Raw genomic sequence first — 11,640 nt, 5'->3', positions numbered from 1 at the left:
GGGCGCTTCGGTTGTCAGGCACCATTCCACCTCACATAACCCTGCACCTGAGCGGCGCGTTTTGTACCTTTCGCGGCTTACACTTTTGTACTTTCTATGCCCCGCATTCTGATTATTGACGACGAAAAGGCCATTCGGCACACGCTGAAGGAGATTCTCGAATACGAAAGCTACCAGGTTGATCAGGCGGAGGACGGCCCCTCGGGCCTCGACATGCTTATCCAGAATAAATACGACGTGGTGCTCTGCGACGTAAAAATGCCCAAGATGGATGGCATTGAAGTGCTGGAGCGGGCCCGCATTCTGGCTCCCGGCGCTACGTTCATCATGGTATCGGCGCACGGCAACGTGGAAATGGCTGTGGATGCCACCAAGAAAGGCGCCTACGATTTTCTGCAGAAGCCACCAGACCTGAACCGCCTGCTGGTAACCGTGCGCAACGCCCTCGACCACAGCAAGCTTGCCACCGAAACCACCAAGCTCAGCACCGAGAACAAAACGCTGAAGAAAAAGCTGGCGAAAAACTCGGAAATGATTGGCGACTCGGAGGCCCTCTCAGCGGTGCGCAAAGCCATTGAGAAAGTAGCCCCCACCGACGCCCGCGTGCTCATCACGGGCCCCAACGGCGCGGGTAAGGAAATGGTGGCCCGGCAGCTGCACGAGCTCAGCAACCGCAGCAACGGCCCGATGGTGGAGGTAAACTGCGCCGCCATTCCATCGGAGTTGATTGAATCGGAGCTGTTCGGGCACGAAAAAGGCTCATTCACCTCGGCTGTGAAGCAGCGCATCGGCAAGTTCGAGCAGGCCGATGGCGGCACGCTGTTCCTGGACGAAATCGGTGATATGAGCCTCTCAGCCCAGGCCAAAGTGCTGCGCGCCTTGCAGGAAAACAAGATTACCCGCGTGGGCGGCGAGAAGGAAATATCGGTAAACGTGCGCGTGCTGGCGGCTACCAACAAGAATCTGCTGCAGGAAATTGCCGACAAAAACTTCCGCGAGGACCTCTACCACCGTCTGTCGGTTATTCTCATTCAGGTGCCCGCCCTCAACGACCGGCGCGACGATATTCCCGCACTCATTGAGAAGTTCCTGAAAGATATTGCCCAGGACTACGGTTCCAAACCTAAGAAAGTGGATGCCGCGGCTCTCAAGTACCTGCAAAGCCTCGACTGGCGCGGCAATATCCGGGAGTTGCGCAACGTGGTGGAACGACTCGTAATCATGAGCGACGACACCATTACGGAAGCCGATGCCCGCGCTTTTGCCGGTAAGTAAACGCGGCTGAGCCGGCCATTGAGCCGCTTCTTACGTATCAGAAACCCCGGACGGCCGAGTCGTCCGGGGTTTTGCTTGTATTGGGGCCTTACTGTTTACCTGTCGCCAATGAATTCCTTTTTCACTGACTTATTCGGGTTACAGGCCACCGCCGATACCATCAGCATTGGCCAGACCTGTGCCCGGGCAGTACTGGTATTCGTGGTGGCGCTGGGGTTATTGCGGCTTTCGGGGCGGCGCACCTTCCGCGGCAACAGCGCCCTGGATATGGTAGTGAAGTTCATGTTCGGGGCCCTGCTGAGCCGGGTTATCATTGCCGATGCGCCCATGCTCATTACGTTTGTGGCGGCGGGGGCGCTGGTACTGGTACACCGGGCATTGGCGGCACTGCTGTACTTCTCCCCCACGCTGCATCGGCTGGTAAAGGGCTCTGCATCGGTGCTGGCTGAGGGGGCGAATGTGCAGCATGAGCAGCTGCGTCGCGCCAGCCTCAGCGAGCAGGATATGCTGGCCGGCGTCCGGGCCGCTGCTGGCACCGACGACCTGCATACCCTCGAAAAAGTACGGCTGGAACACGATGGCAGCATCACCGCCGTTAAAAAGCCGGAATAACCACGCCGCTGCGGTGGCCTGCGTACCTACATGTTGCGCAGCCGCAACGAGTTCAGCAACACTGACACCGAGCTTAACGCCATAGCCCCCGCCGCCAGCATAGGCGACAGTAGTAGGCCGGTGAAGGGATACAATAACCCCGCGGCCACTGGAATTCCCAGTGTATTATACACAAACGCAAAAAACAGGTTCTGACGAATTGTGCGCATGGTTTGGCGTGAGAGGCTGATGGCCGTTACCACGCCTTGCAAATCGGAGCGCATGAGGGTGATGTCGGCGGCTTCCAGGGCTACGTCGGTACCGGAGCCAACGGCTATACCCACGTTGGCCTGCGCCAAAGCAGGCGCATCGTTGATACCGTCGCCAACCATGGCTACCAAGCGGCCCTCGGCTTGCAGCTCCTTCACTTTGCTGGCTTTATCGGCGGGTAGCACTTCGGCAAAAAATCGGGTAATGCCCACCTGGGCGGCAACCTGGGCGGCCGTTTGCGGATTGTCACCGGTCATCATTACCACTTCCAAGCCCTGCTGCTGCAACTGCCGGATAGCCGCTGCTGAGGTAGTACGCACGGTATCGGCCACGCCCAGCAGCGCCGCCGGCTGCCCGTCAACGGCGGCGTACAGCACGGTACGGGCCTGGGCCAGCAGTTGGTCGGCCGCCTGCTGCAACTCGCCGGGCAGTTCAACGCCTTGCTCCGTCAGCAGCCGGCGGTTGCCAATCAGTACTGTTCGGCCGGCCACTTGTCCACTGGCTCCTCGCCCTTCGTGGGCTTGAAAACCTTCTACCTCCAGCACTGGCCCGGCACTAACACCCTCAGCGTAGCGCACCACGGCTTCGGCCAGAGCGTGCTCACTGTGCCGCTCCAGTGCCGCCAGCAGAGGCAGCAGTTCGGCGGGTGCCCACCCTGAGGCGGGCAAAAAGTCGGTAACTGTGGGAGTGCCTTGAGTGATGGTGCCGGTTTTATCCAGCAGCACTGTGTTTACCTGATAGGCCTTTTCCAGTGCCTCGGCGTTCCGAATTAGTACGCCCTGCTCGGCTCCGCGGCCAGTGCCCACCATAATGGCCGTAGGCGTAGCCAGCCCCAGCGCGCAGGGACAGGCAATGATGAGCACCGCCACAAAATTGACTAGCGCCAGCGGTAGCCGCTGGCCCGGCTCGCCCAGCAACAACCATAGTGCAAACGTGCTGATGGCAATCAAAATAACCACCGGCACAAACACGGCACTCACCCGGTCGGCCAGGCGCTGAATGGGCGCGCGGCTACCCTGGGCTTCTTCTACCAGCCGCACAATCTGGGCCAGCATGGTCTCAGCGCCTACTTTAGTTACCCGAAAACGGAAGGCCCCGGTTTTGTTGAGAGTAGCACCGTACACGGCGTCGCCAGCCCGTTTTTCCACTGGTAGGCTTTCTCCGGTCAGCATGGCTTCGTCCAGGCTGGAATGCCCAGTGAGGATGATGCCATCGGTGGCCACTTTCTCACCGGGCCGCACCAGCACCTCGTCGCCTACCTGTACCTGGTCCAGCGGCACATCTACCTCCTGCCCGCCCCGCACTACCCGGGCCGTTTTGGCCTGCAGGTTCATCAGGGCTTTGATGGCGGCCGAGGTTTGCTGTTTAGCCCGACTTTCCAGCAGCTTGCCCAGCAAAATCAGGGCAATGATGGTGGCGGTGGTATCGTAGTACACTTCCGGCATCAGCCCCTGGCGCATAAAGAAATGCGGCGCTACAGTGGCCGCCAGACTGTAGAGGAAAGCTGAGCCCGTACCCACCGCAATAAGCGTATCCATGCTGGCGGTGCGGTGGCGCAGGCCGTTCCAGGCGGCCACATAAAACTCCCGCCCGCTGTACAGCAGCACAGGCAATGTGAGCAGCAGCAGCGCGTAGTTGAGCAACGGGGTTGAAATGCGGCTCATCAGGCTGGGCCACAGCATCAGCATACTCAGCGGCATAATAATGGCCGCCAGCGCCGCAGCCACCCAAAACCGCCGCTTCAGGTGGGTATAGGCTTCGGCTTTGCGCTGCTCTAATTCGGTATCAGCGGCCAGAGGCGCAGTGGCAGCGGGCGGAGCCACTGGCTCATACACACTGTAGCCAGCCTGCTCTACGGCGGTTTTCAACCCAGCCCGATCAATTTGAGCAGGCGTGTACTCCACCGTGGCTTTTTCAGAGGCCAGGTTAACGGTGGCCCGCTGCACGCCGGGCGTGCGGCTGAGGGCCCGCTCCACAAAGTTGGCGCAGGAGGCGCACGTCATGCCCTCAATGGTAAGCACCTCGGTACGCATAGCCGGGGCTGGCTCCGGCACAGGCGTGAAAGAGGGGGAAGAATCAGGGGAGTTCATTGAAATACAATCGGCTGATGACATCAGAAAGAATCTAACCTCTATATAACCACCAACGCCCGCCACCGGATGTGCAGAATTCGTGAGCTGCGGGTACAATATTCACGCCGCAGGTAGCTGTTTTACAGAACTGCTTCGGCCCGCGCCTCCCGAAGCTTTAGTATTCTTTCTGGCAATTACACCATCTGGTTGCAGCCGCGCACATCGGAGTTATCCAAGCGGCCCAGCACTTCAAAAGAACCATCGGGATGCATGCGGGCCAGGTCTTTGGTTTCGATAAAGGCGCAGCTGTCCACGTTGGCTAGGTCGATGACGTTGAGGGCCCCGGCCGCCCGGTTTTCCGACACGGAGAATGGGTCAGAAGGGTCACGCAGCAGCACCCGCAGCTGGGGTGGCGCATGAAACCGACCGTCGCCGAAGCTGTAGGCCTGGCCTAACAGCTCCGTCATGCCGTACTCGGAGTGGATGCCGGCCGGCCCAAACGCCTGCTGCAACTCCTGGTGCAGCTCCTCCCGAATCATCTCGCGGCGCCGGCCCTTCATCCCCCCGGTTTCCAGCACCGTGAGGTCCTGCAGCTCGGGTCGGCCGGCGTAGGCGGCTGCAAAATCCAGCAGGGCGTAGCTCACCCCAATCAGCAGCACCCGGCGGCCGGGCTGCTGCCTGGCCTCGACCAGTGCCGCCAGCAGGGCCGCGTGGTCGTGCAGGAAAAATGCCGGCTGCCGCTGCCCCGAAACTTCGGCAAAATGCTCCACCATGGCCACCAGGGAAGAGTTTCCCTGCTCCAAGTACGAGGGCAGCAGGGCCAGCACCGTCCAGCCCGTAAGCGGACCGTAAAACTGCTCAAAAATGCGGGCCGCGTGCTGGCGGTACAGCTGCGGGTCGCGCACGAAATGCTGACTACGGCTCTGACGGGTGGTGCCACTGCTCAGGAAGGTTTCCTGCGGGCTCCACTCGGCCGCGTCGGTACGCACGTCCTGGGTTTTAAAGAACTCAATGGGCAGAAACGGAATATCCGCGAGCTGCTGCACCTGCTCAGGCTGGCAGCCCAGCGCTCCTAAGTAAGCGGCGTATGGCGCGCAATGTTGCGCTTGGTACCGGAACAGCGCCAGCGCCGCGGCCGGAGCCGTGTTGGGGGTGAGCGTGGGCAGTTGCTGCAGAAAGTGGTGACGGAAACTCATTCGGGGCGGTAAAGGTTAGCGGAAAGGAGAACAATGCGGCCCGCACTTCGTTCGTTCAGATGTTGTACCTTCCCGGCTGTTGAGGCTGTTGTAGCCCAGCTGATTTTTCTGGCACTGTATGTTTATACCTCATACGCTTCGTAATGCCTCGTTGCTGGTAGTTGCTGGCTTGGCCGCATCCTCCTGCATTAGCCCGCCTGAATACCCGGAAACGCCGGAAATCGAGTTCAAGCGCATCACGCAGCAGCGCATCAACGATAACACCGGCACGTACGACAAGCTTGTCATCACCATCGGGTACAAAGATGGAGACGGGGACTTGGGCATCCGCACCAACGAAATTGACCCCAACCAGTCAACCAATCCCAACAGCTACAACTACGTGTGCACGCTGCAGCTGCGGAACAGTAACAACCAGTTCGTCGATTTCAACTTTACGCCCCAGTTCCCCGGTTACAGCGGGCAGTACCCGTACCTGCGCCCCGCCGAGCAGGGCGACCGGAAAGCCCCGCTCAAAGGCGACCTGGACTATAATATCAACCTATTTCAGTCGCCACCCTACATTCAAGCCGGCACGGTGCTGCGCTTCAAGGTAAAAATCAAAGACCGGGCGCTGCACGAGAGCAACGAGGTAGTAACCTCCGCAATAACTATTCAGCCGTAGCCGCGCCGTAAAGAGTGCTATACTAATCCGCCGGCCGCTTCTCCGTACCGCAAGGGTGCGGGCGAGGCGGCCGGCGGATTTCGTTACGGGCAGTTAGTAGATGGCCGGGAACCGCTTGGGGTCAGCCTCCTGCATAATTTCGTACACAGCGTCAAATACGTCCTCCACGTTGGGCTTGCTGAAGTAGTCCCCGTCGGAGCCGTAGGGCGGGCGGTGGGCCTGGGCCGAGAGGCAGCGCGGCTGGGAGTCGAGGAAGCGGTACGCCTGCTGCTCGTCAAGCACCTGCTGCAGCATGTAGGCGGTAGCGCCGCCGGGCACGTCTTCGTCGGCAAACAGCACGCGGTTGGTGCGCTGCAGCGAGTCGGCAATTACGTGGCCCACGTCGAAAGGCAGTAGGGTCTGCACGTCAATCACCTCCGCCGAGATACCCACTTCGGCCAGTTGCCGGGAGGCCTCCAGCACAATGCGGCACATGGAACCGTAGGTAACGATGGTGATGTCGGAGCCGGCCTGCAGCGTTTCGGGCTGGCCCAGGGGTAGCGTGAACTCGCCCACGTTCTGCGGAATTCGCTCTTTAAGGCGGTAGCCGTTGAGGCACTCAATCACAATGGCCGGCTCATCGGAGCGCAACAGCGTGTTGTAGAAGCCGGCGGCCTGCGTCATGTTGCGGGGCACGCACAGGTGCATCCCGCGGATGGAGCCCAGAATCATCTGAATGGGGGAACCTGAGTGCCAGATGCCTTCGAGGCGGTGGCCGCGGGTGCGCACAATCAGCGGCGCTTTCTGTCCTCCTTTGGTGCGGTACTGCAGGCAGGCCACGTCGTCAGAGAGAATCTGGATGGCGTACAGCAGGTAGTCGAGGTACTGGATTTCGGTGATGGGGCGCAGGCCACGCATGGCGGCCCCAATGCCCTGCCCCACAATGGTGCACTCCCGGATACCGGTATCCGTCACGCGCAACTCCCCGAATTTCTCCTGGAGGCCGGCAAACGCTTGGTTTACGTCGCCGATGCGGCCCACGTCCTCGCCGATGGCGAAGATGCGCGGGTCACGCTGGAAATTGGCGGCGAAGCAGGCCTGCAGCACCTCGCGACCGTCCACCTGCGGGGCGTCGGCGGCGAAGGTGGCTTTCACTTCTTCGATGTTACCAATGGCTTCTTCGCTCTGACTGAACAGGTAGGAGTTGTAGCGGTCGGCGTTTTCGGCCAGGGCCTGCTCCAGCCAGTTCTGCAGCTCGCGGCGGGCGGCGCTGCGCTGCCCGCGGGCCTGGCGCAGGGCGCGGCGCACGGTGCGCACCAAATCGGCGCGGATGGGGGCCGGGTTGTGGGCCAGCGTTTCCACCAGCTCATGCAGCTGATTTTCGGTGCCGGTTTCCTTTACCAAGCGGTTCAGCAGTTCCACCACCTCGGCGGTTTCCTGCTTGATGGGGTTGAAAAACGCGTTCCAGGCGGCGGCGCGGGCCACCTTCACTGTTTCCTTGGCTTCGGTTTCAATCTGATTCAATTCATCCTCCGAGGCGTGGCCTTCTACCAGTAACCACTCGCGCATTTTGCGCAGGCAGTCATGCTCTTCCTCCCAGCTCAGGCGGTCTTTGCTCTTGTACCGCTCGTGCGAGCCGCTGGTGCTATGGCCTTGGGGCTGGGTTACTTCCTGCACGTGAATCAGCACGGGTACGTGCTGAGTGCGGCACACCTCGGTGGCGCGCTGGTAGGTATCAATGAGGGCCGGATAATCCCAGCCGCGCACCCGGAAAATCTCGAAGCCGTCCTGACCCTCGCCTTCGCGCTGGAAGCCTTTCAGGATTTCGCTGATGTTCTGCTTGGTGGTCTGGTACTCGGCGGGCACTGAAATGCCGTAGTGGTCGTCCCACACGCTCACCAGCATCGGAATCTGGAGTACGCCGGCCGCGTTGATCGCTTCGAAGAACATACCCTCCGAGGTGCTGGCGTTGCCGATGGTTCCAAAGGCCACCTCGTTGCCGTTTACCGAAAACTGGGAAAACTGGTGCAGCTCAGGGTTCTGGCGGTAGAGTTTGGAAGCGTAGGCCAGGCCCACAAGGCGGGGCATCTGGCCGCCGGTGGGCGAGATATCAGCGGAGGAGTTTTTGCTTTCGACCAGGTTCCGGAAGTTCCCGTCCTCATCCAGGTGGCGGGTGCCGAAGTGGCCGTTCATGGCGCGGCCGGCAGTGCTGGGCTCGGCTTCCACGTCGGCGTGGGCGTAGAGCTGGGCGAAATACTGCTGCAGCGTCAGCTCTCCAATGGCCAGCATAAACGTCTGGTCGCGGTAGTAACCCGCGCGCCAGTCGCCGGCCCGGAAGGCGCGGGCCATGGCCAGCTGGGGCACTTCTTTGCCATCACCGAAGATGCCGAACTTGGCCTTGCCCATGAATACTTCCTTGCGGCCCGCCAACGAGGCGTGGCGGCTTTCCCAGCCCAGGCGATAGTCGCGGAGCAGGTCTTCTTTGCTGAGGGAGGCGACGCTGGTCTGCACGTCGGCGGCGGTTTCGGCAGTGGACATAAAATGCGGAGTAGAAGCGGGCGGGTGGATGGTAACCGGAGGTACGAAAATGGGTGGGAAGATAGCCCGACCGGTTAACGGGCTCCCAAAAGTACGGATTTGCCGCCGATGCGATGATAGGGCTTTTGTGGCTATCTTTGGAGGAGTTAGAAGTCAGAATCTAGGAGCAACACCTATTCTGCTTACCAGCTCCTGACTTCCAACTCCTAAACTCCTATTTCCATGAAATACTTCTTCTCCCTTCTGCTTACCGCGCTGGTAACCGTAGCCGCCCAAGCCCAGGGCGTCCTCACCTTCGAAAAGGAGCTGCACGATTTCGGCAGCGTGCCCGAAGGTACTATGGCTACCCACGAGTTCCGCTTCAAGAACACCGGCAACCAGCCCATCATCATTGCCAACGTGCAGGCCAGCTGTGGCTGTACTACCCCCGATTGGACCAAGACGCCCGTACTACCCGGCAAAACTGGCATCGTGAAGGCCGTGTACAGCAGCGCCGGCCGCCCCGGTATCTTCAACAAAACCGTTACGGTAACCAGCAACGCCAGTACGCCCAGCACGGTGCTCACCATCAAAGGCAACGTGCTGAACAAGGAGCAGATGAAATCCTCGCTGACGCCGGCCCAGTTGGCTCAGTCGCCGCGCCTGACGCTGGACCGCACCGTGCATAATTTCGGCAAAATGGAAGCCGGCCAGACGGCCTCGGCCAAGTTTACGGTGAAGAACACCGGCAAGCAGGATCTGGTGCTGGGGGCCATTACCTCGCAGTGCTACTGCGTGGGCTACAAAAACGTGCCTTCGCCCATTAAGCCCGGCCAGAGCGCCGTGGTGGAGCTGGTGTACAGCCAGCGCAAGCTGGGCAACCAGAACGAGCCCGTGGTGATTACCAGCAACGACCTCACCGGCGACGCCAAGCTGACGCTGAAAGCCCTGATTGTGCAGGATTTGAACGCCAATAGCATGGTGAAGGAAAGCGGCGCCAGCGTACCGTTTAAATAAAAGCTCGTAAGAGCGAGAAAGTAAAAAGTCGAAGCGCTGACGGGGCCGGTTACATGGCTTGGGTCAGCGCTTCTACTTTTTACTTTTTCTCTTTGTCGCCGCAGCCCCGCTTCTGCGTATCTTTGCCCCGCCTTTTCCGGGCAATCCTCATCCACCCCATTTTCACACCCGTTTCGAGCCATGCTAATCGGCGTACCGAAAGAGATTAAGAACAACGAAAACCGCGTTGGCCTGACCCCGGCCGGCGTAGCTGAATTCCGCAAGCATGGCCACGAGGTGTACGTGCAGGCCACGGCCGGCAACGGCAGCGGCTTCTCGGACGCCGAGTATGAGCAGGCGGGCGCTACGGTGCTGCCTACCATCGAGGACGTGTACGCCAAGGCGGAAATGATTGTGAAGGTGAAGGAGCCGATTGCCTCGGAATATCCCCTCATCAAGGAAAACCAACTGCTGTTCACGTACTTCCACTTTGCCTCAGGCGAGGAACTGACCCACGCCATGATTGAGCGCAAAGCCGTGTGTCTGGCATACGAAACCGTGGAGCTGCCTACTCGCGCGCTGCCCCTGCTCATTCCGATGAGCGAAGTAGCCGGCCGCATGGCTCCGCAGGAAGGTGCTAAGTACTTGGAGAAACCCCTGAAAGGCCGCGGCATTCTGCTGGGCGGCGTGCCCGGCGTGAAGCCCGCCGAAGTGCTGGTACTGGGTGCCGGCATCGTGGGTACGCAGGCGGCTAAAATTGCCGCTGGTCTGGGTGCCAAGGTAACCGTTATGGACATCAGCCTGAACCGTCTGCGCGAGCTGGACGACTTCATGCCCAAGAACGTGGTTACCCAGTACTCCAACGAGTACAACATCCGCGAAGCCATCAAAACCGCCGACCTCATCATTGGCGCGGTATTGATTCCGGGTGCTAAGGCTCCCCACCTCATCACCCGCGACATGCTGAAGACCATGCGTCCCGGCACGGTGCTGGTGGACGTGGCTGTGGACCAAGGCGGCTGCATCGAGACCTGCAAGCCCACCACCCACGAAAACCCGACCTTCATCATCGACGACATCGTGCACTACTGCGTGGCCAACATGCCGGGTGCTGTGCCGTACACCTCTACCCTGGCCCTGACCAACGCTACGCTGCCCTACGCCGTGAAGCTGGCCAATCTGGGCTGGCAGGAAGCCTGCCGCCGCGACGAGGCCCTGCGTCTCGGCCTGAACGTGGTGCACGGCAAAGTGGTGTACAAAGGCGTAGCCGACGCTTGGGGTCTGCCCCTGGAATCGGTGGAGTCGGTAATGGAAGCCGCTGCGGTTTAAGCCAGCACTAGCAAGCCAACCGTGAAAGTTGAGTGTTTGGGGGCAGCAATGCGCCGGAACACTCAACTTTTACTTTTTAGCTGTCGTCCGCAGTTCCGTACTTTTCCTACTACTTTTCTCTTTCTTCCCTTGAGAGGCATTCTTTATACCGGCGGTGAGCTGACGGACCTGGTGACGTTTGCGAAGCTGCCCACCTACCTGCAGGCCTTTTTGCGCGAGCAGAACGGCGTGGTGGCCTACTTCGGCGGGCTGCACATCCGGGGCTGCGTAGCGGCGCCCGGCTGGCACTCCCTGGCCAGCGTGTGGCAGGGCGAGCGGGCCCTGTGGCGCACCTACGATGCCGTGCAGAAAGCTGATATTCCGTTTGCCCAGGACTGCGCAGGCAACCAATTCCTGCTGCGCGGCGACGCCGTGCTGTGGCTGGACACCGAAACCGGCGAGCTGGCCGACCTGGAGGTGGATTTCAAGCACTTCCTGTTTGGGGCCGAGAAGTTTCCGCTGGACGCCCTGGGCATGCAGCCGTTGCGGGCATTTCAGCAGGCCGGCGGCGTACTGCAGCCGGGGCAGTTGCTGAGCTTGTATCCACCGTTGTGCATTACCACCAAGGGCCAATCCAAACCCAGTGCCAAAGCCGTATCGGTAACGGAGCGGCTGGCGTGGCTGGCCGAGTTCCACCGGCAAATCAAGGACCTGCCCGACGGCCAACAAGTACGGCTGCAACCTTTGTAGCCGGCCGCGTCTTTCCGCCGCT

General features: G+C 60.5%; 9 protein-coding genes. 6 read left to right on the top strand and 3 right to left on the bottom strand.

Features of this window, described 5'->3' with window-relative positions; all coding sequences use genetic code 11:
- Positions 1-96: 96 nt before the first annotated feature.
- Both LF252_RS03240 and LF252_RS03235 read left to right on the top strand, forming a co-directional pair.
- Positions 97-1,275, top strand: coding sequence for a sigma-54-dependent transcriptional regulator (locus LF252_RS03240; RefSeq protein WP_226267429.1), 1,179 nt, complete (start codon positions 97-99; stop codon positions 1,273-1,275).
- A gap of 108 nt (positions 1,276-1,383) precedes the next feature.
- Complete coding sequence (locus LF252_RS03235; RefSeq protein ID WP_226267427.1) at positions 1,384-1,887, top strand: DUF421 domain-containing protein; 504 nt, start codon at positions 1,384-1,386, stop codon at positions 1,885-1,887.
- 26 nt (positions 1,888-1,913) lie between these two features.
- Here LF252_RS03235 and LF252_RS03230 read toward each other — a convergent pair whose 3' ends face one another.
- Together LF252_RS03230 and LF252_RS03225 are read right to left on the bottom strand one after the other, a co-directional pair.
- On the bottom strand, positions 1,914-4,226 hold the full coding sequence (locus tag LF252_RS03230; protein WP_317197836.1) for a heavy metal translocating P-type ATPase: 2,313 nt from the start codon (positions 4,224-4,226) through the stop codon (positions 1,914-1,916).
- Between the two features lie 176 nt (positions 4,227-4,402).
- The gene (locus LF252_RS03225; RefSeq protein WP_226267425.1) at positions 4,403-5,404 is read right to left on the bottom strand and encodes a long-chain-fatty-acid--protein ligase; all 1,002 of its coding nucleotides are present in this window, start codon (positions 5,402-5,404) and stop codon (positions 4,403-4,405) included.
- A gap of 118 nt (positions 5,405-5,522) precedes the next feature.
- Between LF252_RS03225 and LF252_RS03220 the strand changes: the two genes are divergently transcribed.
- A complete protein-coding gene (locus LF252_RS03220; protein ID WP_226267423.1) occupies positions 5,523-6,068 on the top strand; it encodes a hypothetical protein in 546 nt (181 codons plus the stop codon).
- Between the two features lie 93 nt (positions 6,069-6,161).
- On the opposite strand, the gene LF252_RS03215 is transcribed toward LF252_RS03220, so the two are convergent.
- Complete coding sequence (locus LF252_RS03215) at positions 6,162-8,585, bottom strand: alpha-ketoacid dehydrogenase subunit alpha/beta (protein WP_226267421.1); 2,424 nt, start codon at positions 8,583-8,585, stop codon at positions 6,162-6,164.
- 222 nt (positions 8,586-8,807) lie between these two features.
- Here LF252_RS03215 and LF252_RS03210 point away from each other — a divergent pair, with 222 nt between their 5' ends.
- The 3 genes from LF252_RS03210 to LF252_RS03200 all read left to right on the top strand — a co-directional run bounded on the left by LF252_RS03210 (position 8,808) and on the right by LF252_RS03200 (position 11,618).
- A complete protein-coding gene (locus tag LF252_RS03210; protein WP_226267419.1) occupies positions 8,808-9,581 on the top strand; it encodes a DUF1573 domain-containing protein in 774 nt (257 codons plus the stop codon).
- A 180-nt stretch (positions 9,582-9,761) separates the two neighbouring features.
- Complete coding sequence (gene ald, locus LF252_RS03205; RefSeq protein WP_226267417.1) at positions 9,762-10,889, top strand: alanine dehydrogenase; 1,128 nt, start codon at positions 9,762-9,764, stop codon at positions 10,887-10,889.
- A gap of 129 nt (positions 10,890-11,018) precedes the next feature.
- Complete coding sequence (locus LF252_RS03200) at positions 11,019-11,618, top strand: SMI1/KNR4 family protein (RefSeq protein ID WP_226267414.1); 600 nt, start codon at positions 11,019-11,021, stop codon at positions 11,616-11,618.
- Positions 11,619-11,640: the final 22 nt, after the last annotated feature.

This window comes from Hymenobacter pini (genome assembly GCF_020421205.1).
In the GTDB taxonomy this organism is placed as follows: domain Bacteria; phylum Bacteroidota; class Bacteroidia; order Cytophagales; family Hymenobacteraceae; genus Hymenobacter; species Hymenobacter pini.
This window is presented reverse-complemented; position numbering and strand designations above follow the sequence as displayed.

Excerpts from the sequence above, each read along its gene's own strand:
- LF252_RS03210 (WP_226267419.1), top strand. The coding sequence starts at position 8,808 with ATGAAATACTTCTTCTCCCTTCTGCTTACCGCGCTGGTAACCGTAGCC.
- LF252_RS03220 (WP_226267423.1), top strand. The coding sequence starts at position 5,523 with ATGTTTATACCTCATACGCTTCGTAATGCCTCGTTGCTGGTAGTTGCT.
- LF252_RS03230 (WP_317197836.1), bottom strand. The coding sequence starts at position 4,226 with ATGAACTCCCCTGATTCTTCCCCCTCTTTCACGCCTGTGCCGGAGCCA.
- LF252_RS03225 (WP_226267425.1), bottom strand. The coding sequence starts at position 5,404 with ATGAGTTTCCGTCACCACTTTCTGCAGCAACTGCCCACGCTCACCCCC.
- LF252_RS03215 (WP_226267421.1), bottom strand. The coding sequence starts at position 8,585 with ATGTCCACTGCCGAAACCGCCGCCGACGTGCAGACCAGCGTCGCCTCC.
- LF252_RS03240 (WP_226267429.1), top strand. The coding sequence starts at position 97 with ATGCCCCGCATTCTGATTATTGACGACGAAAAGGCCATTCGGCACACG.
- LF252_RS03235 (WP_226267427.1), top strand. The coding sequence starts at position 1,384 with ATGAATTCCTTTTTCACTGACTTATTCGGGTTACAGGCCACCGCCGAT.
- ald (WP_226267417.1), top strand. The coding sequence starts at position 9,762 with ATGCTAATCGGCGTACCGAAAGAGATTAAGAACAACGAAAACCGCGTT.